General features: G+C 57.7%; 20 protein-coding genes and 1 pseudogene. 7 read left to right on the top strand and 14 right to left on the bottom strand.

The annotated features are described in order from the left end of the window. Position 1 precedes the first annotated feature (1 nt). The gene (locus ACH2EM_RS01015; RefSeq protein ID WP_395150170.1) at positions 2–2,599 is read right to left on the bottom strand and encodes a peptidoglycan-binding protein; all 2,598 of its coding nucleotides are present in this window, start codon (positions 2,597–2,599) and stop codon (positions 2–4) included. A gap of 183 nt (positions 2,600–2,782) precedes the next feature. On the opposite strand from ACH2EM_RS01015, the gene ACH2EM_RS01010 reads away from it, so the two are divergent. From ACH2EM_RS01010 to ACH2EM_RS01000, 3 genes are read left to right on the top strand one after another with little or no spacing between them, the layout of a single operon-like run. After that, on the top strand, positions 2,783–3,670 hold the full coding sequence (locus tag ACH2EM_RS01010; protein WP_395150169.1) for an aldose 1-epimerase family protein: 888 nt from the start codon (positions 2,783–2,785) through the stop codon (positions 3,668–3,670). Between the two features lie 27 nt (positions 3,671–3,697). Beyond that, on the top strand, positions 3,698–4,450 hold the full coding sequence (locus ACH2EM_RS01005) for a ThiF family adenylyltransferase (protein ID WP_395150168.1): 753 nt from the start codon (positions 3,698–3,700) through the stop codon (positions 4,448–4,450). Positions 4,451–4,507: 57 nt separating this feature from the next. After that, complete coding sequence (locus ACH2EM_RS01000; RefSeq protein WP_395150166.1) at positions 4,508–5,728, top strand: MalY/PatB family protein; 1,221 nt, start codon at positions 4,508–4,510, stop codon at positions 5,726–5,728. A 63-nt stretch (positions 5,729–5,791) separates the two neighbouring features. Here the strand turns inward: ACH2EM_RS01000 and brnQ are convergent, their stop codons facing one another. The 3 genes from brnQ to acpP form a co-directional block, all read right to left on the bottom strand. After that, the gene (gene brnQ, locus ACH2EM_RS00995; protein ID WP_395150164.1) at positions 5,792–7,102 is read right to left on the bottom strand and encodes a branched-chain amino acid transport system II carrier protein; all 1,311 of its coding nucleotides are present in this window, start codon (positions 7,100–7,102) and stop codon (positions 5,792–5,794) included. A 242-nt stretch (positions 7,103–7,344) separates the two neighbouring features. Next, the gene (proS, locus tag ACH2EM_RS00990) at positions 7,345–8,784 is read right to left on the bottom strand and encodes a proline--tRNA ligase (protein WP_395150163.1); all 1,440 of its coding nucleotides are present in this window, start codon (positions 8,782–8,784) and stop codon (positions 7,345–7,347) included. Positions 8,785–8,922: 138 nt separating this feature from the next. Then, positions 8,923–9,153: an acyl carrier protein gene (gene acpP, locus ACH2EM_RS00985; protein ID WP_395150162.1), complete on the bottom strand. Its 231-nt coding sequence runs from the start codon at positions 9,151–9,153 to the stop codon at positions 8,923–8,925. Positions 9,154–9,415: 262 nt separating this feature from the next. Between acpP and dapF the strand changes: the two genes are divergently transcribed. Then, entirely contained in the window at positions 9,416–10,249 is an 834-nt protein-coding gene (dapF, locus tag ACH2EM_RS00980) for a diaminopimelate epimerase (RefSeq protein ID WP_395150161.1), read from the top strand. Between the two features lie 155 nt (positions 10,250–10,404). Continuing rightward, on the top strand, positions 10,405–10,806 hold the full coding sequence (locus ACH2EM_RS00975; protein WP_395150160.1) for a pyridoxamine 5'-phosphate oxidase family protein: 402 nt from the start codon (positions 10,405–10,407) through the stop codon (positions 10,804–10,806). Positions 10,807–11,066: 260 nt separating this feature from the next. Here the strand turns inward: ACH2EM_RS00975 and ACH2EM_RS00970 are convergent, their stop codons facing one another. Further along, the gene (locus ACH2EM_RS00970; protein ID WP_395150159.1) at positions 11,067–12,449 is read right to left on the bottom strand and encodes a murein hydrolase activator EnvC family protein; all 1,383 of its coding nucleotides are present in this window, start codon (positions 12,447–12,449) and stop codon (positions 11,067–11,069) included. A 29-nt stretch (positions 12,450–12,478) separates the two neighbouring features. Here ACH2EM_RS00970 and ACH2EM_RS00965 point away from each other — a divergent pair, with 29 nt between their 5' ends. Further along, positions 12,479–12,721 carry a hypothetical protein gene (locus ACH2EM_RS00965; RefSeq protein ID WP_395150158.1) on the top strand — a complete coding sequence of 81 codons (243 nt, stop codon included), beginning with the start codon at positions 12,479–12,481 and terminating at the stop codon, positions 12,719–12,721. Position 12,722: 1 nt separating this feature from the next. Here ACH2EM_RS00965 and gpmI read toward each other — a convergent pair whose 3' ends face one another. The 3 genes from gpmI to ACH2EM_RS00950 all read right to left on the bottom strand — a co-directional run bounded on the left by gpmI (position 12,723) and on the right by ACH2EM_RS00950 (position 16,371). After that, positions 12,723–14,243 (bottom strand): 2,3-bisphosphoglycerate-independent phosphoglycerate mutase, encoded by a 1,521-nt coding sequence (gpmI, locus tag ACH2EM_RS00960; protein WP_395150157.1) that lies wholly within the window; start codon positions 14,241–14,243, stop codon positions 12,723–12,725. Positions 14,244–14,277: 34 nt separating this feature from the next. Continuing rightward, the gene (tpiA, locus tag ACH2EM_RS00955; RefSeq protein ID WP_395150156.1) at positions 14,278–15,045 is read right to left on the bottom strand and encodes a triose-phosphate isomerase; all 768 of its coding nucleotides are present in this window, start codon (positions 15,043–15,045) and stop codon (positions 14,278–14,280) included. 117 nt (positions 15,046–15,162) lie between these two features. After that, positions 15,163–16,371: a phosphoglycerate kinase gene (locus ACH2EM_RS00950; protein WP_395150155.1), complete on the bottom strand. Its 1,209-nt coding sequence runs from the start codon at positions 16,369–16,371 to the stop codon at positions 15,163–15,165. A 530-nt stretch (positions 16,372–16,901) separates the two neighbouring features. Here ACH2EM_RS00950 and ACH2EM_RS00945 point away from each other — a divergent pair. After that, positions 16,902–17,930, top strand: a complete 1,029-nt coding sequence (locus ACH2EM_RS00945; protein ID WP_395150154.1) for a zinc dependent phospholipase C family protein — start codon at positions 16,902–16,904, stop codon at positions 17,928–17,930. A gap of 95 nt (positions 17,931–18,025) precedes the next feature. Here ACH2EM_RS00945 and ACH2EM_RS00940 read toward each other — a convergent pair whose 3' ends face one another. The 6 genes and pseudogenes from ACH2EM_RS00940 to ACH2EM_RS00915 all read right to left on the bottom strand — a co-directional run. Then, positions 18,026–18,919: an SPFH domain-containing protein gene (locus ACH2EM_RS00940; protein WP_395150225.1), complete on the bottom strand. Its 894-nt coding sequence runs from the start codon at positions 18,917–18,919 to the stop codon at positions 18,026–18,028. 75 nt (positions 18,920–18,994) lie between these two features. After that, positions 18,995–19,456 carry an NfeD family protein gene (locus ACH2EM_RS00935; protein WP_395150153.1) on the bottom strand — a complete coding sequence of 154 codons (462 nt, stop codon included), beginning with the start codon at positions 19,454–19,456 and terminating at the stop codon, positions 18,995–18,997. A gap of 281 nt (positions 19,457–19,737) precedes the next feature. After that, entirely contained in the window at positions 19,738–20,694 is a 957-nt protein-coding gene (sdaAA, locus tag ACH2EM_RS00930; RefSeq protein ID WP_395150152.1) for an L-serine ammonia-lyase, iron-sulfur-dependent, subunit alpha, read from the bottom strand. 16 nt (positions 20,695–20,710) lie between these two features. Beyond that, entirely contained in the window at positions 20,711–21,370 is a 660-nt protein-coding gene (gene sdaAB / locus ACH2EM_RS00925; protein ID WP_395150151.1) for an L-serine ammonia-lyase, iron-sulfur-dependent subunit beta, read from the bottom strand. Positions 21,371–21,439: 69 nt separating this feature from the next. Next, positions 21,440–23,299: a glycoside hydrolase family 13 protein gene (locus tag ACH2EM_RS00920; protein WP_395150150.1), complete on the bottom strand. Its 1,860-nt coding sequence runs from the start codon at positions 23,297–23,299 to the stop codon at positions 21,440–21,442. A gap of 70 nt (positions 23,300–23,369) precedes the next feature. Continuing rightward, positions 23,370–24,208 (bottom strand): annotated as a pseudogene (locus ACH2EM_RS00915) (glycogen/starch/alpha-glucan phosphorylase); the annotation flags it as partial.

Raw genomic sequence — 24,208 nt, 5'->3', positions numbered from 1 at the left:
GTTACAGCAGTTCAAAAATACGCTGCCAGGTGGTTTCGTCCACAACACCGGTCACAGGCAGGCCCAGTCCCTCCTGGAACTGGCGCACCGCTTGCTGGGTGTCGCCATCAAAAATGCCGTTGTCCGGCACAAACTGAGAAGCGCAGTACCGAATGGCAATGCCATTCATGGCTTGCTGCAATTCCATGACCGCATTGCCTGCGCTGCCTAGACCCATTACATAGCCGGGGTACAGGCCGGTGCTTTGGGCGGTGGCTTCTTCACTGCCCCTGGCGGCCAGGCTCAGGAAGGTGGCGGTGAGTGCGTTCCAGTCAAATTCGGTTACACGGCCGGTTACGGTTTGCTGGAACTCCTTCTGCCAGCTTTCCACGCTGGCTTTGGTGACAGGGCCAAACTGGCCGTCAATGGCACCGGGGCTCTGAACGGTATCGTAAAAATAAGAGATGTATTCCAGCAGATACTGAATGTACGAAACACTCAGGCCGTCCACCCCTTCCACCAGCTCAAAGCCGGGCCAGGGCAGAAGCCTGTAAGCCAAAAACAGGCCGTCCGAGCTGCGGAGCTTTTGGGCCTGGGTATACAGGGCGCTCCAGGTGGCAGGGCCGATGACGCCATCCACCGTGAGGCCAAACAGGCTTTGGAATGCCTTCACGGCCTCGGTAGTGGCAGGGCCATACACCCCGTCGATGGAAATTTCCGGGATTTCGTGGTAGTATACACCCAGCAGTTTCAGATAGAACTGAGCTTCCCGCACAGAACTGCCGGTGCTGCCTTCCCGAAGGGGAGAACCGGGGTAAGTGCCGGGGCGGTCGTTGGGGGAGAGCAAATCCTCCGAGATGTCGCCGTATATCTCGTACATCTTTTGCCAGGTGGTGGGGCCTACCACACCGTCTGCGGTCAGGCCAAATTCCTTCTGGAATGCCTTTACCGCAGCGGTGGTGGCACTGCCAAAGATGCCATCCACCGTAACATCAGGAATGGAGCTGTAGTTGTAGGAGGCAATGCGCAAAAAGAACTGTACCCGGCGCACACTGTCCCCTCGGTCGCCCTGACGCAAAGGAGTGCCGGGGTAGCCGTTGGTGGAGGACTCCACATCGCTTTCCAGCGAGTTGTAGGCTTTTACAAGGGCATCCCAGGTGGCAGGGCCTACCACGCCGTCCGCTGTGAGGCCGTACTTGGTCTGGAAGGATTTTACCGCTTGCTGGGTGCCGCTGCCAAACACGCCGTCCACGGTGGGGCTTACCAAATCGCTGTTGAATTCTGCCAGCTGCTGGAGCCAGTACTGTACTCGCTCCACGGCGGTGCCGGTGCTGCCAACCCGCAGGGGAGTGCCGGGGTAGGTGGTGCCGTTTACATCGGACTCACCGGTGGGCAGCTCGCCTTCGCTGGTAAGTTCTGCCAAATCCTTAACCGAGGCATAAATGTAGCTGATTTTGTACCAGGTGGCCCGGCCTACCACGCCATCCTGGGTAAGGTTGAACTGCTTTTGGAACGCTTTAACCACGCTTTCGGTGGCAGCGCCAAACACGCCGTCGGTGCCAGGGTTGCCAAAGAAGGGGTAGTCCTTGGCAATGCGGGTGAGCTGCCGCTGGATAATGCGCACATTGGTGCCGGTGTCGCCTCGGCGCAGGGGGGTACCGGGGTAACTTTCCGTCACCTCCTGAATGTTGTTGGTGCGCACAATTTCGATGTTATTGCCGTAGTAATATTTCAGGATTTGCAGGGCGTTTTTGCCCTCGTTGGCCCGGTCTACCGTACCCCACTGCTTCATGCCGGCACAGGTAACGGACTTGCCGTCGCAGTACTCGGTGTAGTAGGGCTCTATGGTGCCGGTGCGGCGTACATAGGTATTGAAGATATCGTCGGTGATCTGTTCCATCACGCTAAAAATATTGCGGCCGTGCACATAGTACTGGTCGTAGCTGGTGGAGTTGGTAATGTCGAAGGAATAGCCCTTGCTGGGGTACCACTCGGTAAAAATACGGTTGAGGGCCAGGCTGATTTGGGCGTGGATGTTGGCCCGCAGCGCCTGCTCCGGCCAGGTGGGGTATACCTCGCTGGAGGCCACATTGGCAATGTAACTGGTAAAGCTTACCGTTACATTCTGGGCACTCTCCTTGGGCTTGCCCAGGTGTACCGTAATGGTTTTGGGAATGACGGGAACCTCCAGAATACGGGGCTGGCAGGCGGCTACGGGTGCGGTGCTGGACGGCCCTTCCGGCCGGTACAGGGCGTGGGCGGGAATCTCAAAGGTTTCGGTCAAAGGCTGGGGTGCGCCCAGACGCTGGGCGGGCAGCATCTCGATAATGGCCAGGGCGGTTTGGGTGGCAAACACCTGCACACCTTCCATCACCACGGTTTGGTAGCCTGTTTTTTCGGCCTTGATGTTCCACAAACTGTACGGCTGCAAGGTGTTGTTTTCGTCCAGAGAGAGGGCGGGGTCCGGTGCGGGCAGGGATTGCACAGGTGCAATACCCCGGTCGTCGGTTGTAAAGACCGTGGGCTCCTGTCCCTGGGCTGAGAGGGTAATGGTGACCCCCGGCACGGCTGCACTTTGCCGGGCCGCAAAGGTTTGCACCAAAAGAGAACCGATGCACATAGGCGTAAAACTCCTTTCCTGTTGGCAACGCTGCCGGGGTAAAGAACCAATACGGGCAGCGGGGAAAACGCTTCCTGTGACAGGATATTCCAGGCCTGGCAGGAGTGATACTCTTGGAATTTTGGCCGGAGTATACTATACTGGTGCTATTGGACTAATTTCATCAAGGAAGGAGCTTTTATCATGCAGCATACCATGGAAAATGAATTTTTAATTGTTACCGCAGATACCTTTGGTGCAGAGCTGGTGAGCGTGGTGGACAAGGCCACCGGCGCCCAGTTGCTGTGGCAGGCAGACCCGGCTGTGTGGGGCCGTCATGCCCCCATTCTGTTCCCCTACTGTGGCCGCTTGAAGGACGGCTGCTACAGGCTGGATGGCCAGCAGTACACCGGGGGTCAGCACGGCTTTGCACGGGATATGGAGCACGATTTCCGGCCCAGTGAGCCGGGCAGCCTGTGCTTTGTGCTGGAATCCAGCCAGCAAACCCTGCAAAAGCTGCCCCGGGCGTTCCGTTTTACCACCCGTTATATTTTGGAGGGGCGCACGGTGCGCCACCAGGTAACGGTGCAAAATCTGGATGCAAAACCCCTGCGGTTTGGCTTAGGGTACCACCCTGCCTTTGCCCTTCCCTTCGATGACCAGCACACCACCCAGGATTACGAGCTGCGCTTTGATGCACCCCAGACTCCGGTGGTGATTGAAACCGGCGCAGACACCGGCCTGGTAACTGGCGAGACCCGTGTGCTGATGGAACAGCAGGCTGCCATTGCCCTGGAGGACCGGATGTTTGACAACGATTCCATCTGCATGAGCCAGATGAATGCCAAGAGCCTGAGCCTGGTGGAGAAGGATACCGGCCGGTGCATTACCGTAGGGCTGGAAGGCTTTCCCTACACCCTGATTTGGAGCGCAGCAGGGCAGGCACAGTTGCAGTTTGTGTGCATTGAACCCTGGCACAGTCTGCCGGATACCACCACTGCAAACGGTGATTGGCTCCAAAAGCCCTGCGCTGCCCAGCTGGAAGCAGGCCAAAGCTGGACTACCCACCTGGATATGACCTTTAACCGCTGATTTTTACTTGATTTAGGAGAACCAACCATGAGCATTTCCCCCTTTGAACGCCGTACCGCTCTGCTGCTGGGCCAGCAGGGCATTGAAGCTTTGCACCAGGCCCATGTTATTTTGTTTGGCGTGGGCGGCGTAGGCGGCTATGTGGCCGAAGCGCTGGCCCGCAGCGGCGTGGGCCGCCTGACCCTGGTGGATGACGACACCATCGCCCCCAGCAATGTGAACCGGCAGCTGATTGCCCTCACCACCACCGTGGGCCAGAACAAGGTGGAAGCAGCACGCCAGCGGATTCTGGCCATCAACCCAGAATGCCAGGTGGAGACGGTACAGCTGTTCTACACGCCGGAAACGGCTCATCTGGTGGAGTTTGCCGGGGCCAGCTATGTGGTGGATGCGGTGGACACCGTGAGTGCAAAGCTGGAAATCATTGGCCGGGCCTATAAAGCAGGTGTGCCGGTGATTTCCAGCATGGGCACCGGCAACAAGCTGCACCCGGAACTGCTCACCCTCACCACCATCGAAAAAACCACCGGCTGCCCGCTGGCACGGGTAATGCGCCGGGAGTGCAAGGTGCGGGGCTACAAAAAGGTGCCGGTGGTCTACTCGCCGGAAAAACCCTGCACCCCCATTGCGCTGAACGATGAGGGCGAGGCACTGGCAGGCGGCGGCCTGCGGCCGGGCAACCCCAAAAAGCAAACCCCCGGCAGCGTGAGCTTTGTGCCGGGCGCAGCGGGCCTGATTATTGCAGGCAAGGTGGTCCGGGACCTTACCGGGCAGGATTGAACCAATCCGACGGCCAGCAGGCCGCCGGTGGCAGATAAACAAAAAGGAGAAGCAGCCATGAAGTACGATTTTACCAGTATTTTGGAACGCAGCGGCAGGGATGCCATTGCAGTGGACGCGCTGGGCAAAGCGGGCGGATTTGCCCCCGGTGCCCCCAAAGAGGGCTTCGACGCAATTCCCATGTGGGTGGCGGATATGAACTTTGCCACCGTGCCCACCGTGGCCGAGGCCATGATTCGGCGGGCGCAGCATCCCGCTTACGGCTATTTTGCTCCCAGCAAGGAATACCATCAGGCAATTTTGGACTGGCAGCGGGACCGGAACGGGGTTTCGGATTTAACCCCCCAGAACATTGGCTACCAGAACGGAGTGCTGGGCGGCGTGCTCAGTGCGCTGGGCGCCGTCTGCTCCCGGGGGGATAAGGTGCTGGTGCATTCTCCCACCTATGTGGGCTTTACCAAAAGTCTGGTCAACCAGGGCTATCAGATTGTTCACAGCCCCCTCTGCCGGGATGAGCAGGGCGTCTGGCGCATGGACTATGACCAGATGGAACAGGCACTGGCCAGCGGGCGTATTCATGCGGCGATTTTGTGCTCTCCCCATAATCCCTGCGGCCGGGTGTGGGAACGCTGGGAGCTGGAAAAGGCAATGGAATTGTTTGAGCGGTACCAGGTGTATGTGGTATCGGACGAAATCTGGTCGGATATTCTGCTCAATGGTGCCAAGCACATCCCCACCCAGCAGGTGAGCGAGTACGCAAAGCAGCACACAGTGGCCCTTTACGCCCCCAGCAAAACCTTCAATCTAGCAGGCCTTGTGGGCAGTTACCACATTGTGTACAACAGCTGGCTGAGAGACAGGCTGAACCGGGAATCCAGCCTGAGCCATTACAACACCATGAATGTGATGAGTATGCACGCTCTAATTGGTGCATACAGCCAGGAGGGCCGCCAGTGGGTGGACGAGCTGTGCCAGACCCTGAGCGGCAACATCAACTGGGCCTATGACTTCATCCGCCAGAACTTCCCTGGAGTAGAGCTGGCAAAACCCCAAGGTACCTACATGCTGTTTTTGGACTGCACCCAGTGGTGCCAGCAGAACGGTACTACCCTGGAACAGCTGCTGAAGGCAGGATGGGATGTGGGGGTAGCCTGGCAGGACGGCCGCCCCTTCCATGGGCCCTGTTCCATCCGGGTGAACCTGGCGCTACCCCTGAGCCGGGTACAGGAAGCCTTCCGCCGGATGCAGGCGTATGTATTTGTAAAGCAGGAACACTAAAAAATCCCCGCCGCTTTCCGGTGAAAGCGGCGGGGATTTTGTTGTGCTGCAGCAAGGGATAACTCAGGCAGTTTGCCGGGAGGCCTGTACCAGGCTCATAAGATAGCCTGCAAGGCAGCCCACCAGGGCGGGCACAACCCAGCCAAGAGCCAGGTCATACATGGGCAAAGCCTGCACCAGCTTAGTAACAAGCGGCAGGGCAATCCTGGCTTCATCCAGAGCATAGACCACACTGGCAAAGGCGGTAAAAGCCACGGTGAAGGGGTAGCACAAGGGGGCATTTTGCCACAGCTTATGGGTAAGCCCCAGCACAATGAGGGCAATGGCTACCGGGTAGATGGCATTGAGTACCGGGATGGAAACAGCCAGGATGGCATCCAGCCCCAGAATGGAAACAAAAAAGCTGATTGCTGCAAATACCACTACCCAGGCTCGGTAAGACAGCCGGGGGAACAGCTTATAGAAATACTCACTGCAGGAACTCAAAAGGCCAATGCAGGTGTTCAGGCAGGCAATGACGAACACCACACCCAACAGCACCGAACCAATGGGCCCATACACCCAGTTTACCAGCAGGGTAAGTACCCCGGCACCGTTGGTGTACTGGCCAAGACCGGCACTAACAGCACCCACATGGCCCAGAGCCACATACACCAACAGCAGCACGGCGCCGGCAATCCAGCCCGCCTGAATGGTGTTGCGCACCACCGAGCGGGGGTCGGTAACGCCTTTGGCCTGGATGTTCAGGCTGATTACAATGCCAAAGTTCAGGGCTGCAATGGTATCCATGGTGAGGTAGCCATTCACAAAGCCTGCGGGCAGGGCACTGGCGGCGTATTTGCCCACCGGTGCGCCGTAGCTGCCCGGCGGATTTAAAAGGCAGCCAACCACAACAAAGCCAATGAGCAGCAGCAGGCAGGGGGCCAGAAAGCGGCCCAGGAAATCGGTGAGTTTTTCGGGGTTAAAGGCCACCAGCATTGCCACCGCAAAGAAAGCCAGCGAGTAGGCCCAGATTGCCCAGCCAGGTACATGAGAAACAAAGGGGGTAACCGCCATTTCAAAAGAGGTGGAGGCGGTGCGGGGAATCGCAAGCCCCGGCCCTACCGAAAGGTAGGCCAGCAGAGAAAACCACCAGGCAAATTTACTGCCCACCCGGCCAGCCAGCTGATTGAGCCCTCCGGCCTTGGCCACTGCCAGTACGCCCAGGATGGGCAGACCGATGGCGCTGATGCAAAAGCCTGTCATGGAAAGCCAGAGCGCTGTGCCGGACTGAGCACCCAGCAAGGGCGGAAAAATCAAATTGCCTGCCCCAAAAAACATGGAAAACAGGGTCAGGCCAACCCATAGTTTATCTTGAATTTTTAGTGTTTGCATACCATACCTCCAGGAAGCCAGCTGCCCCAAAACCGACAGCAAAACCGGCTGTCCAGTCTTGGAAGGGCAAGCTTCCCTAAAAAATATTGTTTTTCAGTGTAGCACATGAGGGGGGCTTTGTCCAGCGAAGATAGAAAATCCAGTTAATATACCAAATTAGTAGACTTACCAGCGGCTCAGTTTGGCCAAACAACAAAAAATCCCCGTGCCATTGGCACGGGGAAAAGGGACGCAGGCCCAAATCAATAAGCCTTGCCCCAGTAAACCATCAGGTTGGCGGGTTTGCCGCAGCAGGGGCACACATCGCTGAGGGTTTCCTGCTGGAAGGGCATGCAGCGGCTGGACAGGCCAGCTTCTTCCTTCATTTTTTCTTCGCATTCCAGGCTGCCGCACCACATGGTTTTCACATAGCCGTTGCCAGCCTCGGCCAGCTGCTTGACCTCTTCCATGGTGGTGGCAGACCAGGTGCGATTTTCCCGGTTGGTGAGGGCACGCTGGTACAGGTTCTGGGCCAGCTCGTTCAGCAAACGGGGGATTTCGGTTTCCAGGTCATCCAGGGATACAAAGTATTTTTCGCGGGTGTCACGGCGCACCAGCACACACTGGTTCTTTTCCATGTCCTTGGGGCCGATTTCCAGGCGCAGGGGCACGCCCTTCATCTCCCACTGGCTGAACTTCCAGCCGGGGGAGTTATCGCTGTTGTCCAGCTTGGTGCGCACAAAGCCGCTCAAACGCTGGGCCAGCTCGGCGGCCTTCTCGTTTACACCGGGCTTGTGGGCAGCAATGGGCACAATCACAACCTGGTAAGGTGCAATGGCCGGGGGCAGAATCAGGCCCTCGTCGTCGCCATGGGTCATGATGATGGCGCCTACCAGACGGGTGGAAACACCCCAGCTGGTCTGGTGGGGGTACTGAAGGGTATTGTCACGGCCGGCAAACTGCACATTGAAAGCACGGGAGAAGCCGTCGCCAAAGTAATGGCTGGTGCCGCTCTGCAAAGCCTTGCCGTCGTGCATCATGGCCTCGATGGTGTAGGTGGCTTCTGCACCGGCAAACTTCTCCTTATCGGTCTTTTTGCCCTTTACCACAGGAATCATCAGGTGATTTTCGCAGAAATCAGCGTAGGTGTTCAGCTGCTGCTCGGTTTCCTCAATGGCTTCCTGAGCGGTCTCGTGGATGGTATGACCCTCCTGCCACCAGAATTCACGGCTGCGCAGGAAGGGACGGGTGGTTTTTTCCCACCGTACCACACTGCACCACTGGTTGTACTTCATGGGCAGATCACGCCAGGAGTGCAGCACATGGGCGAAGTGGTCGCAGAACAGGGTCTCACTGGTGGGGCGCACGCACATACGCTCCTCCAGCTTTTCGGAGCCGCCGTAGGTAACCCAGGCTACCTCAGGGGCAAAGCCTTCCACATGGTCTTTTTCCTTTTGCAGCAGGCTTTCGGGAATGAACATGGGCATGGCCACATTTTCGTGGCCGGTTGCCTTGAACATACCGTCCAGAATCCGGGTGATGTTTTCCCAGATGGCGTAGCCGTAGGGGCGCAGAATCATGCAGCCCTTTACGGTGGAGTAGTCCACCAGTTCAGCCTTCAGGCACACATCGGTATACCACTGGGCAAAATCCTCATTGATGGGGGTAATGGCCTCCACCAGCTTTTTTTTCTGTTCGCTCATTGCTTACTTCCTTCCTCTTTATAAGGATTGCTGGGCACAGACCGCAAGGGCCTGAATGAAAAATAAGCCTCCCGCGTTTTCGGCCGGGCCAAAAGGCCCAGCCTTGGCCGGGGAGGCAGCAATCATGCTTGTTGGCAATTACAGATTGTCGTCGATAAAACGCACAACATCACCCACGGTGTGGAAGTTCTCGATGTCCTCATCGGGAATTTCTACGCCGAACTCGTCTTCCAGAGTCATTACCATATCCACCACATCCAGGCTGTCGGCTTCAAAGTCCTCCAGAATGTCGCTGTCCATGGTGATTTTTTCTTCATCGATATCCAGCTGCTCCGCCAGCAGTTCACGGACGCGCTCGAAAGTATCCATACTTTAAACTCTCCTTATATTGGCCCAGCCCATGGGGGGGCGCATTGAATTACTATACATTTTATATCGTATCCGCTACACCTTGTCAAGTGTTTAAAAGGGGAAATTTTGTGCCTGTAAGCGGGATTTTGTCCCGGTGGAGGCTGTTTCTTTTTATGGGGGCATATGCTATGATAGAAAACAAGATACACCCACCCAAAGTGGGCAAGAAAGCACCATGCAGGCCCCGGAGTCTGCGGTTTTTGAAAGGTGGTACAAGGCAATGCGGTTGGAATTTACAAAAATGCAGGGCTGCGGCAACGATTATATTTATCTGGACTGTTTGCAAACCATGGTGGAGCAGCCTCAGCAGCTGGCCATCCAGCTCAGCGACCGGCATTTTGGCATAGGTGCAGATGGGCTGATTTGCATCTGCAAAAGCCAGCAGGCAGATGCCTATATGCGTATGTTCAACAGCGATGGCAGCGAGGGCGGTATGTGCGGCAACGGCGTGCGCTGTGTGGCCCAGTGGCTGTATGAGCGGGGGTTGGCCGGGGAGGAAATCCGGGTGGAAGCTGCGGGCGGCATCAAGGTGCTGCGCCGCCAGGGCGAAGGGCTGTGGCAGGTGGATATGGGCCTGGCAGTGCTGGACCCCTGCCAGATTCCCGTGGAGGGTTTTGGTACAGAGCCGGTACTGGGTGCTGCGCTGATGGTGGAGGGCACTGCCTGGACCGTGAGCTGTGTTTCCATGGGCAACCCCCATTGCGTGACCTTTGTGGACCAGGACCTGGCACAGCTGGAGCTGGAAAAAATCGGCCCCTGTTTTGAATCGCACCCTGCCTTCCCCCAGCGGGTGAACACCGAGTTTGTGCGCCAGGTGGCAGACCATCACCTGGCCATGCGAGTGTGGGAGCGGGGCAGCGGTGAAACGCTGGCCTGCGGCACCGGCGCCTGTGCAGTGGGTGTGGCAGCAGTCATGCAGGGCATCTGCCAGGCAGACCGGGACATCCGTGTTGATTTGCTGGGCGGCAGCCTGACCATCCGGGTGGAGCAGAGTGGCCGGGTTTGGATGACCGGCCCAGCCCAAACGGTATTTGAAGGCAGCATTACGGTGTAATGCACAAAAAATAAACAAATTAAGCCCAGGCACTTGCGCCGGAAAAGTTCGGTGCTATAATAGGAAAAAAGCCGCCCGGCTTCTGGTAAAACCCTAAGCCGGGGGTCCTTTGCGTACAACCAAAGAGGGCCGACGGTAAAGTGAGGGGAAAGACCATGGAAGAATTGATGGAATTGTTGAAGGACCGTCCTGTGATGTACCTGGCCACTGTGGAAGGCTACTATCCTCGTGTGCGCCCGGTCAACCATTACATGATATATAAAGGTCTGCTCTACCTGGCCCTGTGCAAGGATAAGGAAGCTTATAAACAGCTGCTGGATAACACCAACCTGGAGCTGTGCGTTGCACTGGACGATACCCGTATGCTGCGCATTCAGGGCACGGTAAACTTTGACCGCAACCCGGAGACTTATGAGGCGGCTTACATGGCCATGCCGGATTTGAAGGACGCCTACCCGGAAGATACAGGCAAGCATCTGGCTTTGGTGTACCTGGACCATATCAGTGCAGTGCTGTTTGACCGGCAGGATGAGGGCAAGGTACTGGCTCATTTTTAAGAGGGCTGCCTCAGTATAGTGGCTCCTATTCAACAAAAGAATATCTGGTCTGGCTGTAAGGTAAAAATGCCCCGCGGCCAGACCGTTTTTTACAGCAAAAGAAAAAGGCCCGGATTTGCGCATTTTTTGCGCAAAACCGGGCCTTTGTTGCCATAAAATCCCGTTCCAACAAAAACCGCCCTCCTGGACGGGTTGTCCAGAAGGGCGGTTTGCCTGTTTGCACTGCCAGTTATTTGCAAGGGCAGAAGGCTGAAAACAGGTTAGGGAGATACATAATTCAGGGGGTCTACCTTGGTGCCGTTGAGACGCACCTCAAAGTGCAGATGGTTGCCGGTGGAAAAGCCGGTACTGCCAACACCGCCAATATACTGACCCTTGGTAACGGTTTGACCGGCACTGATGGCCAGAGTGCCTGCACTCATGTGGGCGTATACGGTGGCCAGGCCGTCCCGGTGGTTGATAAGAGCCCAGTAGCCGTAGCTGCTGCTGTAACCGGCCAGCAGCACCGTGCCGCTTTCTGCCGCACGGATGGGGGTCTTGGCGGGGGCGGGAATATCAATGGCATAGTGGGGTTTTGTGTCAAAATCCCGGATTTCGCCAAAATAGCTGGAAAGACGGGAGTAGCCGGGCAGAGGCCAAACCATGGAAACGCCCTGGTCCGGAGCCTTGGAAGGCTGGGGCGTAGGGGTGGGGCTGGCGGTGGGAGCCGGGGTAGGTGTGGGGGTAGCCACCGGGGTGGGGCTGGGGGTAACGCCTGGCTCCTGGTCAGAGCTGCTGTCCGACTCGCCTTCAGAGACAGAGGGTTCCGGGGTGGGAGTAGCTACCGGAGTGGGGCTGGGGGTGGGTTCCGGCGTGGGGGTAGGCGTAGGCTCTGGCGTAGGTGCAGGGGTAGGGGTAGCCTTGGCGGCTTCCTCCAGTGCCTTCCGGATCTGCTCCTCATAAAGGGCATCGGCCTGCTCCAGCTCCTCCTTGCGGCGCTCGTACTCCGCTTTCAGCTGCTCGTATTCCGCTTCGCCATCGGAAATTTCCTGGTTCAAATTCTTCAGGTGTTCCTGGTAGTTCTGGCGGCTTTCCTCCAGCTCCTGCTGGTTTTGGGTAACCTCGTTTTTCTTGGTGTCCAGTTCGCTGGCCAGACTGTTTAATTCCTCATGCTCCTGCTCCAGCTGGGTCAGAATGTCCACCGAATGGCTGCTGATTCGCTGCAAGATAGAGGGGAAGGTGAGCAGGTCGTAAAAACTTTTTACATTGGCAATCAGGGCCACACTGCCAGAGTCGTGCATCATTTGCAGGGCCCGGAGCTGTTCCTTGTATTCCTCCAGATGGGTGTCATACTCCTGCTGCTTCTGGTTCATCTGGCTTTGGGTATCCACCAGCTGGTTGCCCAGCTCGGTCTGCTGGTTGGATAAATTGTTGATTTGTTCCAGAAGCTGCTGGGATTTTTGCTCGGTAGCATCCTTGTCCTGCTGGTTCTGGTTTAGAGTATTCTTGCTCTGCTCCATATCCTGCTGGGCGCTGTCCACCTTGTTTTGCAGCTTGTCCAAATCCTCTTGGGTAATGGTAGTATTTGCAGCAAGTGCCGTAAAACTGGCCAGCAGGCAGAGTGCCAGCAGCGCAGCGGTAATTCGTTTTACAAAAAAAGACATAGGGCGACTCCTCTCAAGGGGGGCTGACTATGAGCGGCAGAGAAGGCCAGCTCATTGCAATCTATTTCCAATATACCACGGATTGGTGCTTGCTTCAAGCAAAATTCGGAGGAAGCTATTTCCATATAAAAAATCGCCCTCCCCATACGGGGAAGGCGATTTTTTTAGCGGGAAAGCAGCAATCCAGAAAAATGGCGGCAGGGCCAAGGCCCCGGCCGGTTGCCTGGTTGGGTGATGAAAAACAAACACCGCTGCTTCCTGTACAAAAATGACTTACAGCAGAATGCTCTTGCCGGTCATCTCCTCGGGCTGGGGCAGGCCCAGCAGCTGGAGCATGGTGGGGGCAATGTCAGCCAGAACGCCGCCCTCACGCAGGGCTACATCACCGGCACCGGCCACCAGGAAGGGCACGGGGTTGGTGGTGTGAGCGGTGAAGGGAGAACCGTCGGCTTCGTACATCTGGTCGGCGTTGCCATGGTCGGCGGTGAGCAGCACCTGACCCTGGGCAGCCAGCACAGCGTCCACAACCTTGCCTACGCAGGTGTCCACAGCTTCCACAGCCTTGACGGCGGCATCAAAAATGCCGGTGTGGCCTACCATGTCGCAGTTGGCAAAGTTCAGAATGATTACATCGTACTTGCCGCTCTCAATGCGCTTTACACACTCGTCGGCAACCTCAAAGGCGCTCATCTCGGGCTGCAGGTCGTAGGTAGCAACCTTGGGGCTGGCAATCAGGGCACGGTCCTCGCCCTCAAAGGCAGCTTCCACACCGCCGTTGAAGAAGAAGGTCACATGGGCGTACTTCTCGGTTTCGGCAATGCGCAGCTGGGTTTTGCCGCACTTGGCCAGGTATTCGCCCATTACATTGGTGAGCACCTGGGGCTTGAAGGCCACTTCCACATTGGGCATGGTGGCATCGTACTGGGTCAGGCAGACATAGTGCAGGGGGAACAGGCCCTTCTTGCGCTCAAAGCCGTCGAAAGCAGGGTCCACCAGGGTACGGGTGATTTCACGGGCACGGTCGGGGCGGAAGTTGAAGAAAATCACACTGTCGCCCTCGCTGATGCGGCCACCCTCGCAGGTAACAGCAGGCACAACGAACTCGTCAGTTACGCCGTTGGCGTAGCTCTTTTCCATCACTTCCACAGCGGAGCCATGGTCGCCCTCGCCGTCCACAAAGGCAGCATAGGCCTTTTCCACACGGTCCCAGCGGTTGTCACGGTCCATGGCGTAGTAACGGCCAGCCACCGAGGCAATCTTGCCCAGGCCCAGGCTGTCCAGCTTGGCCTGCAGTTCTTCGATGAAGCTCTTGCCGGAACCGGGGGCCACATCACGGCCGTCCATGATGGCGTGAACATACAGCTCGCTCACACCCAGGTCCTTGGCCAGGTCCAGCAGACCGAACAGGTGCTGAATGTGGCTGTGCACACCGCCGGAGGACAGCAGGCCCACCAGATGCAGAGCCTTGCCGTTTTCGGCAGCGGCTTTCATGGCGCCCACAATGGCCTCGTTGCTGCGGATGGTGCCATCCTGGATGGCCTTGGTGATGCGGGTCAGCTCCTGGTACACAATGCGGCCGGCGCCAATGTTGGTGTGGCCAACCTCGCTGTTGCCCATCTGGCCCTCAGGCAGGCCCACATCCATGCCGGAAGCACCGATGGTGGTGTGGGGGTAGGTGGCAAACAGACGGTCCAGGTTGGGGGTGTTGGCAGCCAGAATGGCGTTGCCCTTCACATGGTCGGGCACCCAGCCGAAGCCGTCCAGAATGCAAAGCATCAAAGGTTTTTTAGACATAAAACAGTTCTCCTTGGTGAATCAAAAAAAGCAATTACTTGCTGGCAGCAGCCACGATGGTGGCAAAAGCATCTGCCTTGAGGGAAGCGCCGCCAATCAGGCCGCCGTCCACATCGGGCTTGCTCAGCAGTTCTTCGGCATTTTCAGCGTTCATGCTGCCGCCGTACTGGATGGTAACAGTGCGTGCCAGCTCCTGGCCGTACAGCTCACCCAGCACCTTGCGGATGGCAGCGCAAACCTCCTGAGCCTGCTCGCTGGTGGCAGTTTTGCCGGTGCCAATGGCCCAAACGGGCTCGTAGGCAATCACAACATTGGCCATCTGCTGGGCAGTTACGCCGTTCAGAGCAATCTTGGTCTGCATGCGTACCAGTTCTTCGGTAACACCCTGCTCCCGCTGGGTCAGGTTTTCGCCCACGCAAACCAGAACTTTCAGGCCAGCGTTCAGGGCGGCCAGGGTGCGCTTGTTTACAGTTTCGTCGGTTTCGGCAAAGTACTGGCGGCGCTCGGAATGGCCGGTGATTACATACTCTACGCCCAGGTCCACCAGCATGGCAGCGCTGATTTCGCCGGTGTAGGCACCGTTGGCCTCAAAGTGCACATTCTCTGCACCCACATGAATGTTGGTGCCCCTGGTTTTTTCCACAGCGGTGGCCAGGGTGGTGAAAGGAGTGCAGATTACAACTTCACAGTCAGCGTCCTTCACGGCGGGAATCAAGGCGTCAATCAGTTCCACCGCTTCGGTAGCAGTCTTGTTCATCTTCCAGTTGCCGGCGATAATGGTCTTGCGGTTTGCTTTATCCATGGTTCGGTCCCTCACTTTGATGAATTTTGTTGAATGCCAGGGTGAATTACAATGCCAAAAAGGCCCCAGCCGGCCCCGCCCCCAGAGGGGCAGGGCGCTGAGGCACTGGGAAATCAATCAGGCGTTCTGGATGCAGGCGATGCCGGGCAGCTCCTTGCCCTCCAGGTACTCCAGGGAGGCGCCGCCGCCGGTGGAGATGTGGGTCATCTTGTCGCCAAAGCCCAGCTGCATAACGGCAGCTGCGCTGTCGCCGCCGCCGATAACGGTGGTAGCGTCAGCCTCGGCCATAGCCTTGGCAACAGCCAGGGTGCCAGCGGCCAGAACGGGGTTCTCAAATACACCCATGGGGCCGTTCCACACAACGGTCTTGCTGGCCATAACAGCGTCGGCAAACAGCTTCTCGGTCTCAGGTCCGATGTCCAGACCCATCTGGCCGGCGGGCATAGCGTCGGCAGCAACCATCTGCACCTCGATGGGAGCGTCGATGGGGTTGGGGAAGGAAGCAGCCACAGCGGTGTCAACAGGCAGCAGCAGCTTTACGCCCTTGCTCTCGGCCTTGGCCATCATCTCTTTGCAGTAGTCCAGCTTTTCGGTGTCCACCAGGCTGGTGCCCACTTCGTAGCCCTTGGCAGCCAGGAAGGTGTAAGCCATGCCGCCGCCGATGATCAGGGTATCTACCTTGTCCAGCAGGTTGCTGATTACATTCAGCTTGTCGGCAACCTTGGCGCCGCCCAGAATAGCGGTGAAGGGACGAACGGGATCGTTCACAGCGTTGCCCAGGTAGCGGATTTCCTTCTCCATCAGGTAGCCAACAGCGGTATCCTTAATGTAGTCGGTCACGCCAGCGGTGGAGCAGTGTGCACGGTGAGCGGAGCCGAAAGCATCGTTCACATAGCAGTCGGCCAGGCTGGCCAGCTCCTGGCTGAACTCAGGCAGGTTCTTGGTTTCTTCCTTACGGAAACGGGTGTTCTGCAGCAGAACCACATCGCCGTCCTTCATGGCGGCAACAGCAGCCTTGGCCTGCTCGCCCACAACGGTGTCGTCGTTGGCAAACACAACGGGCTGGCCCAGCAGCTCGCTCAGGCGCACTGCAACGGGAGCCAGGCTGAACTTCTCCTCGGGACCGTTCTTGGGCTTGCCCAGATGGCTGCACAGAATTACCTTGCCGCCGTTCTCAATCAGCTTTTTGATGGTGGGCAGGGCAGCCACGATGCGGTTGTCGTTGGTGATAACGCCGTCCTTCATCGGCACATTGAAGTCGCAGCGAACCAGCACGCGCAGGCCCTTTACATTCAATTCATCTACGGTCTTTTTACCTAAACCCATGGTGTTTTACTCCTCTCGATTATGAAAGTATTGAAACAGAACCAGCTGCCGTAAGCCGAGCCTTTCCCGCCGGGCAGAGGGCCGCTTTTTCATACTGCCTTTATTATAAACGATAGAGGGCCTGTTCCGCAAGAGCTTTGCTGTTATTGTTTTAACGAAATAGGGCTTATCTGGAGTGGATTTTCCGTCCAAAATGGCCATAAAGAGGGTAAGCTGGCGGCAGGGCTGTCAGCCAACTGCAAAAATTCATAGATTGCACAAACACTTTTGAGGCAATCGTGGTATGATGAAAGCAAAGAAGCTAAGGCAGCACCCCATCATTCCGGGTGGCGGAGTGCGCCGGAACATTGTTTGCGGCAAAAACCAAAAGCGCAGCCAACCCTTGCGGGATTGGCGCACGGTTTGGAACACTGTCACAAGGTGGGTTCGGCGCAATACGCCCCCGGAGCCTTTGGCGTGCATTGCGGGAGCTGCCCCAAAACTTTGAACCAATCATCTCCGGATAGTTCCATGAAAGGAAGGATGCTACCATGCCGGGACTTGCTACCCATTGCGTGTTTGGGGCAAGGGTGCTCAGCCGCCTGCCGGATTGCGAGGTAAAAAGTGCGATTCGGCAGTTTGGCCGGGCCTTTTATCTGGGCAGCCAGGGGCCGGATCTGTTTTGCTACAATTTTTTGCGCCTGGCCCTGCCGGGGCACCGGAACTTGGGGGCCTATCTGCATAACAACCGGGTTCGGGCCTTTTTTGCCGCCGGATTTGTCAGCCTGCCCCCCAAGGGAATCCAGCGGCAAATCTGCCTTGCCTACCTGGCAGGAGCCTACTGCCATTATGTGTGCGACAGCACCTGCCATACCTTTGTTTATGCCCGTACCCAGTATGACCCAAAGCGCACCAGCGTGCGTTACTACGGCCGCCACGCAGCCCTGGAGGCGGACATTGACGCCTGGTATATGCAGCAGCAGCGCTGCCGGTACACCCAGCTGCCCCAGGAGCAGATTTTTCGGCTGCCCGCTGGCCAGCGGCAGGTGATTAGCTGGTATCTGGCCAGGGTGCTGGACCACGCCCTGGGGGATTTGTTTCTGCGCTCCCCCTTTCGGCCCGCTTTTGTGGGGCGGGCGCTCACCATGGCCTCGCTGGAGTCCATGCTGCTCACCGACCCCCAGGCCCAGCGCAAACAAAAGGTGGAAAAATGGGAAAAGAAGCTGATGAAATTTACCCTTCTGTCGGAAAAATTCATCACCGATGGCCCCAGCGCCCACCCAGACCCCATGAACTTTGCCCACAACACCTGGCGGGACCCCTGGAAACCCCATCGGGTGTTTTGTGAGGACTTTCACCAGCTGTTTGAGCGTGGGGTGCGCCTGGCAGTCTGGATGCTGCCCCAGATGGAACAGCCCCAGTGCTTTTTGGATTTGACCGGGGATACCAACTATCACGACGACCGGGTGCTTTCCGGCAAATTTGCCCGGCTGGAGCGGGCCATTGGAGCGGGAGAGAGCGGGGAGCTGCCCAACACCCAGAGCCAGGCGGCAGCCCAGCAGAAAGAGCATATTGATTGATAAAGTAAAGCAGCGGCGCAGCCCCAAGGGCTGCGCCGCTGCTTGCTGTTATGATTTATTTTGCCAGCCGCCAACAGGCGGCCCAGGAGCCAAACTTACCGGCCAGCCGGCTGGTCGGTGGTCATCTCCTTGATGGAGCTTACCAAACCGGCCAGGTTTTGCATATCGCTGGGGATAATCAGCTTGGTGGCGCGGCCGTCGGCCACCTTGGCCAGTGCTTCCAGACCCTTCAGGGCCAGAACCTTGTCGTTGGGGGCGGCCTCGTTCAGCATCCGCAGAGAGTCCGCCAAGGCCTTTTGCACTTCCAGAATGGCCTGGGCTTCACCCTGAGCCTCACGAATGCGCTGTTCACGCACGGCGTCGGCCCGCAGGATGGCGCTCTCTTTTTCGCCTTCGGCCTTGGTGATGGCGGCGGTCTTTTCGCCTTCCGCAATCAGGATGGATTCACGCTTCAGGCGTTCGGCCTTCATCTGCTTTTCCATGGCGTCCTGAATTTCGGCCGGGGGAATGATGTTCTTTACCTCCACCCGGTTTACCTTAATGCCCCACTTATCGGTGGCTTCGTCCAGAATGGCGGTAATCTTGGTGTTGATGACATCACGGCTGGTGAGGGTGTGGTCCAGCTCCATATCACCGATGATGTTGCGCAGGGTAGTGGCGGTAAGGTTTTCGATGGCGGACATGGGCCGCTCCACGCCGTAGGTGTAAAGCTTTGCATCGGTTACCTGGAAAAATACCACCGTGTCAATCTGCATGGTAACATTATCCCGGGTGATTACAGGCTGGGGCTTAAAGTCCACAACCTGCTCCTTCATGCTTACACGCTTTACCACACGCATCAGGAAGGGGGCTTTGAAATGCAGGCCCGCCGTCCAGGTGGAGTGGTAAACACCCAGCCACTCCAGCACATAGGCGTTGGCCTGGGGCACAATGCACACACAGCTGGCCAGCACCAGCACAATAATAACCAGGATGGGGAGCAAAATCATCAATACAGGCATAGTTGGTACCTCCTTTAAGCAGTCAGAGGGTCAAAGTTTTTGCCGCCGGTGCAGCAAAAACGCTTATACATGGGTTGTTTGCTGGCAGGGTTCCACCGTAAGGGTGGTGCCTTCAATGGCCAGTACCCTGCATTGGTCGCCGGGAGCGAGGGGATGCTGGCACACGGCGTTCCAGTCCACGCCGTCCAGCCGTACCCGGCCGGGCTTTTGGGGGGTGATGGGTTCCAGAACCTGTGCGGTGCGCCCCAGGTTTCGTTCCAGATCCAGGGGGGCAGCAGGTTTGCGGTGCCGTGCATTGGCCAGCAAAGGCTTTGCTGCAACCAAAGCTGCCAGGCTAACCAGCAGAAAAATCAGTACCTGGTATACCAGGTTTTGGGTAAACAAGCTGGCCAGCAGTGCGGCCAGGGCCCCGGCAGCAAACCAGATGGTCACCAGGTTGAGGGTGGCGATTTCCACCACAACAAAAAATGCCAGCAAAACAGTCCAGACAACAAGGGCTGTGGTGGGGTTGATGAAAAGTTCCATGGTGCTCCTCCTCTCTGGCGAAAACTCGCCTGTGGTGCGGGTGCAAGGGCCTGAACAAATTGCTTGCTCCCGGTGTATTCAGTGTACCAGATGCAGCCAGGGAACACAAAGGGGAATAGGGGCCGAAAAAGCCATTTTTGTTATAAAATTAGCATTTTTCCCGGCAAAAGAAACGCCGGGCTCACCCACACGCTTGCCCGCGGGCCCGCACAGGCCCGCAGGTGCCGCCTGGGGTAAAAAACAAAAATCCCCCAGGGCCAGTTGGCCGCTGGGGGAGAAAATCAGCTGTTGTGCGCCTGTCCGCAGGAGCTGCTGCCGCAGCCAGTGCAGCCGGGGCAGCCGTCGCCGGGGGCACGGCCAAAGACCTGCTCGTACAGCTTGAGGCCGGTGGGGGTGATGGCAAGGCCGCCTTCGGCTGTTTCCTTTAGGCTGGTGGACATGGCATCTCCTACTTTTTTCATGGCCCAGATGGTTTCATCTGCGGGAATGGCACTGGGGATACCGGCCAGAGCCAGCTCGGCGGCCACAAAGGCACCTGCGGCACCGGCGGCGTTCCGCTTGATGCAAGGAATTTCCACCAGACCGGCCACCGGGTCGCACACAAGGCCCAGAATGTTTTTGAGGGCAATGGCCACCGCATGGCCTACCATTTCCGGCGTGCCCCCTGCCAGCTCCACCAAAGCGGCGGCGGCCATGGCGGCGGCACTGCCGCACTCGGCCTGGCAGCCGCCCTGAGCACCTGCCACCGAAGCATTGGTGGCAATTACCATGCCCACGGCGCTGGCAGTGAACAGTGCCATGACACACTCTTTTTCGGTACAGCCTTTTTCCTGCTGCATGGTAAGCAGCACGGCGGGCAGAATACCGCAGCTGCCGGCGGTGGGAGCTGCCACCACCCGGCCCATGGCTGCATTCAGTTCGCTAACCGCCAAAGCCCGGTACAAAGCTCCTCCCAGCACACTGCCGGTGAGGGTTTTGCCCTCCTCCACAGCTTTGCGCATTAAAAAGGCACTGCCGCCGGTAAGGCCGCTGGTGCTGCGCAGCTGGGGGTCACACCCCGGCTCGATGCACTGGGCCATTACTTGGTAGGTTTCCTTCATCTGGTCAAACACCTGTTGGGGTGTTTGCTCCAGCTGGTGGGCCTGCTGCTCCAGCACCAGGGCAGAAATGGGCTGCCCGGCCTGCTGTGCAGCCTCCACCAGGGCAGCGATGGAATCGTATTTGAATTCTTGATACATAAAAACCTCCCGGCAATCAGTTGGGCAGCAGCATGGTGGAACTTACAATGTTGGGCAGCTGGGCCACCTGCTGGTTCAGCTGGGCATTCAGGGTGCCGTCCATCTCGATGGTCATTACAGCAAGACCGCCCTTTTTTTGGCGGGACAGCCGGAAATTGCAGATGTTGGCCTGCTGGGCTGCCAGCACTTCGGTCACAGCGGCAATGGTACCGGGGGTGTCGTGATGGAGCACAATCAGGGTGGCATACTGGCCGGTAATTTGCACCTCCATGCCATTGACGGCGGTAACCAAAATGCTGCCGCCGCCGATGCTGGCCCCCTGTACCGAAACCTGCCGTCCCGCTGCATCGGTGAGGGTCACCACGGCGGTGTTGGGGTGTGCCTGGTCCAGCTCGATGGTCTGCACCGTAATCTCCAGGCCCTGTTCCCGGGCCAGGTTGGGGGCAAAACGGATGCGCTCATCGTCCGGCGCCATGTCCATAATGCCTGCAATAAGGGCCTTGTCGGTGCCGTGGCCCTTGTAGGTTTTGGCAAAGCTGCCATGGAGCTGAATCAACGCTTTGACGGCAGGCTGGCCCAGCAGGGTGCGGGCAATGCGGCCAATGCGCACGGCACCGGCGGTGTGGCTGCTGGATGGGCCAATCATAACCGGGCCCAGAATATCAAATACATTCATGTGAGGGGAATCTCCTTAACAAAAAAGCCCTGCCCCTGACGGAGGGGACAGGGCAAAAAATGGAATGGTTCAGTGGGTGGAGGCCGCTGCCCCTGGGGCGGGTGCCTGGGTAAGGGCAGGGGTATCTTCCAGCACAATGGTGAACCCATAGGGATTTACTTCGGTGATTTTGCCAAAGGCTTCCACCGCAATCAGCCGGGCAGACCGGTTGATGATGATGTCGGCACTGGTGGTTTTGCCGCTGCGCCGGTAGTGCAGCAATCCATCCTGTGCGGTAATGATTTGCAGAACTCCCTCTGCAAAGGCATCGCATTCTCTGCGCAGGGCACCCAAACGCTCCAAAACGGGGCGCAGCCGGTCCTCGGTGGAGTCCCACTCAAAGAAAGCCCGGTTGAAGGGGTCCCGGTAGCCCTGCATGGCAACTTCGTCTCCATAGTAGATGGAGGGAACGCCGGGCAGGGTAAAAATCATGGCATAAGCCAGCCGCATCAGCTGAATCCCGTGTTCGTACCGGTCCCGGCTTACCCGGCGGCCGCTCTGCCAGTAACGATCCTTGCCGTCTGCCGCATCGTCGGCAATGGCGGTCATGGCCCGCTCGGTGTCGTGGGTGCTCAAAAAGTTCATTAGGGTGTGCAGGGCGGGGGCAGGGTAGTGCTCACACACAGCCATCAGGGCTTCGGCGGTGTCCTGGGCGCTGCGGCCCCGCACAAAATCCAGCACGGCATTGCGGAAGGGGTAGTTCATCACTGCATCCAGCCCCTTGCCCAGCAGGTAGGTGCGGCGCACGCCGTAGGCTTCCTTGGTGGTGGCGTCCTCCCACACCTCGCCCAGCAGGTAGGTATCCGGCCCGTGGGCCTTGATGGCCTTGCGGATGTCCTGGATAAAATCATCCGGCAGCTCGTCGGCCACATCCAGCCGGAAGCCGGAGGCCCCCAGCTTCATCCAGGTGTCAATCACGCCATTTTCGCCGCAGATGAACTGCCGGTAGTCCGGGTTCATCTCATTTACCTCCGGCAGGGTATCGAAGCCCCACCAGCTGCGGTAGCCGCAGGCATAACGCTGGTCAAAGTCGTACCAGTTGCGGTAAGGGCTGTTGGGGTCATGGTAGGCTCCGCCCACGCCGTAGCGGCCCTCCTTGTTAAAGTACACACTGTCCGACCCGGTGTGACTGAACACGCCGTCCAAAATAATCCGGATGCCATACTCCCTGGCCTCGGCGCAAAGCTGGCGGAAATCCTCGTTGGTGCCCAGCAGGGGGTCTGCCTTCAAGTAGTTGGCGGTGTTGTACCGGTGGTTGGAATGGGCCTCGAAGATGGGGTTCAGGTAAATCCAGCCCACATTCAGCTTGGCCAGGTAGGGCAGCTTTTGCCGAATGCCTGCAAAGTCGCCCCCAAAATAATCCATATTCAGGTAGCCGCCCTGTTCGTTGGGCCAGAAATAGGGTTCGCCCTTTTTGTCTGCCCGGTATACCCGGTCTGCAAAGGGCATGGGTTTGGAGGGGTTGCCTTCACAAAAACGATCCGGGAAAATCTGGTACAGAACACTGCCCTTGAGGGAATCCGGGGTGGTGAAGTCCGCCTCGTATACCGTGAGCTGCCACCAGGCACCTTGCTCCCAGCCCAGCACGGCTTCGCCCAAGGAGCCCCGGAACAGCTTGCGAAAATCGGAATATAAATCGAAATAATAGAAGTACAGGCCCACCTCAGGTAGGGTGAGACTGAGGGTAAAGTGGTTAATTTCCTGCTGGCAGCCGGTAAAGGTCATGGGGTAGTGGACCGGAGTTTCCCCATCCCGCACCAGCACCAGGTGGGGTTGTACAAAGCCATAGTTATAAGGGATAGTTAAGGAAAAAGACACCGGCTGCCCTGCTGCAACGGCACCGAATGGGGTTTTATAGGCCGGGTCAAAGCTGTTATATAAACGATCCAAATACAACACTCCTATGAGCGTGCTGCCCGGTCCTTATGCAAGACCGGGCAGCACAGTAATGGCCAGGGATTTATTTAACAGGGTTTGCATGCCAGATGGTATGGGCGTAGTCCAGTACCGAGCGGTCGGCGCTGAAGATGCCGCTGTTGGCGATGTTGGCCAGGCTCATCTGGTTCCAGCGGGTGCGGTCGGCATAAATGCTTTGTACATCCGCCTGGGCACGGCGATAGTCCTTGAAGTCTGCCATCACCATATAGGGGTCGCTGGTGCGCAGGTTGTTGACCACCTCGTGGAAGCTTTCGCCATTCCAGCCCTTTTCCAGGAAGTCCAGCACCTCCATGGCCACTTCATCGTTGTGGATGAACATGCTGGGATGGTAGCCCATGGCTTTGAGGGCATCCACTTCGTGGGTGCGCATACCAAAGATGATTTCGTTTTCCTCGCCGGCAGCCTGGGCAATTTCCACATTGGCGCCGTCCAGGGTGCCCAGGGTAATGGCGCCGTTCATCATGAACTTCATGTTGCCGGTGCCGGAAGCCTCGGTGCCAGCCAGGCTAATCTGTTCGCTCACCTCACTGGCGGGCATCAGACGCTCGGAGAGGGATACATTGTAGTCCTCCAGATAGATAACCCGCAGTTTTTCCCGTACAGCGGGGTCGGCGTCGATGAATTCGCCCAGCTTGCAAATCAGGCGAATCATCTGCTTGGCCATGTAGTAGCCGGGGGCTGCCTTGGCTCCAAACAGGTAGGTTTTGGGGGTGAAGTTTGCACCCGGGTTATGTTTCAGGTACAGGTACTGGGCGGCAATGTTCAGGGCATTCAGATGCTGGCGGTTGTACTAGTGCATTCGCTTGACTTGGCAGACACAGTTGGAGTAAGGGCTGACGACGTTCCCGTGGGTTTTGTGTA

This window comes from uncultured Allofournierella sp., assembly GCA_944382705.1.
In the GTDB taxonomy this organism is placed as follows: domain Bacteria; phylum Bacillota; class Clostridia; order Oscillospirales; family Ruminococcaceae; genus Allofournierella.
This window is presented reverse-complemented; position numbering and strand designations above follow the sequence as displayed.

Excerpts from the sequence above, each read along its gene's own strand:
- ACH2EM_RS01015 (WP_395150170.1), bottom strand. The coding sequence starts at position 2,599 with ATGTGCATCGGTTCTCTTTTGGTGCAAACCTTTGCGGCCCGGCAAAGT.
- ACH2EM_RS01010 (WP_395150169.1), top strand. The coding sequence starts at position 2,783 with ATGCAGCATACCATGGAAAATGAATTTTTAATTGTTACCGCAGATACC.
- ACH2EM_RS01005 (WP_395150168.1), top strand. The coding sequence starts at position 3,698 with ATGAGCATTTCCCCCTTTGAACGCCGTACCGCTCTGCTGCTGGGCCAG.
- ACH2EM_RS01000 (WP_395150166.1), top strand. The coding sequence starts at position 4,508 with ATGAAGTACGATTTTACCAGTATTTTGGAACGCAGCGGCAGGGATGCC.
- brnQ (WP_395150164.1), bottom strand. The coding sequence starts at position 7,102 with ATGCAAACACTAAAAATTCAAGATAAACTATGGGTTGGCCTGACCCTG.
- proS (WP_395150163.1), bottom strand. The coding sequence starts at position 8,784 with ATGAGCGAACAGAAAAAAAAGCTGGTGGAGGCCATTACCCCCATCAAT.
- acpP (WP_395150162.1), bottom strand. The coding sequence starts at position 9,153 with ATGGATACTTTCGAGCGCGTCCGTGAACTGCTGGCGGAGCAGCTGGAT.
- dapF (WP_395150161.1), top strand. The coding sequence starts at position 9,416 with ATGCGGTTGGAATTTACAAAAATGCAGGGCTGCGGCAACGATTATATT.
- ACH2EM_RS00975 (WP_395150160.1), top strand. The coding sequence starts at position 10,405 with ATGGAAGAATTGATGGAATTGTTGAAGGACCGTCCTGTGATGTACCTG.
- ACH2EM_RS00970 (WP_395150159.1), bottom strand. The coding sequence starts at position 12,449 with ATGTCTTTTTTTGTAAAACGAATTACCGCTGCGCTGCTGGCACTCTGC.
- ACH2EM_RS00965 (WP_395150158.1), top strand. The coding sequence starts at position 12,479 with ATGAGCGGCAGAGAAGGCCAGCTCATTGCAATCTATTTCCAATATACC.
- gpmI (WP_395150157.1), bottom strand. The coding sequence starts at position 14,243 with ATGTCTAAAAAACCTTTGATGCTTTGCATTCTGGACGGCTTCGGCTGG.
- tpiA (WP_395150156.1), bottom strand. The coding sequence starts at position 15,045 with ATGGATAAAGCAAACCGCAAGACCATTATCGCCGGCAACTGGAAGATG.
- ACH2EM_RS00950 (WP_395150155.1), bottom strand. The coding sequence starts at position 16,371 with ATGGGTTTAGGTAAAAAGACCGTAGATGAATTGAATGTAAAGGGCCTG.
- ACH2EM_RS00945 (WP_395150154.1), top strand. The coding sequence starts at position 16,902 with ATGCCGGGACTTGCTACCCATTGCGTGTTTGGGGCAAGGGTGCTCAGC.
- ACH2EM_RS00940 (WP_395150225.1), bottom strand. The coding sequence starts at position 18,919 with ATGATTTTGCTCCCCATCCTGGTTATTATTGTGCTGGTGCTGGCCAGC.
- ACH2EM_RS00935 (WP_395150153.1), bottom strand. The coding sequence starts at position 19,456 with ATGGAACTTTTCATCAACCCCACCACAGCCCTTGTTGTCTGGACTGTT.
- sdaAA (WP_395150152.1), bottom strand. The coding sequence starts at position 20,694 with ATGTATCAAGAATTCAAATACGATTCCATCGCTGCCCTGGTGGAGGCT.
- sdaAB (WP_395150151.1), bottom strand. The coding sequence starts at position 21,370 with ATGAATGTATTTGATATTCTGGGCCCGGTTATGATTGGCCCATCCAGC.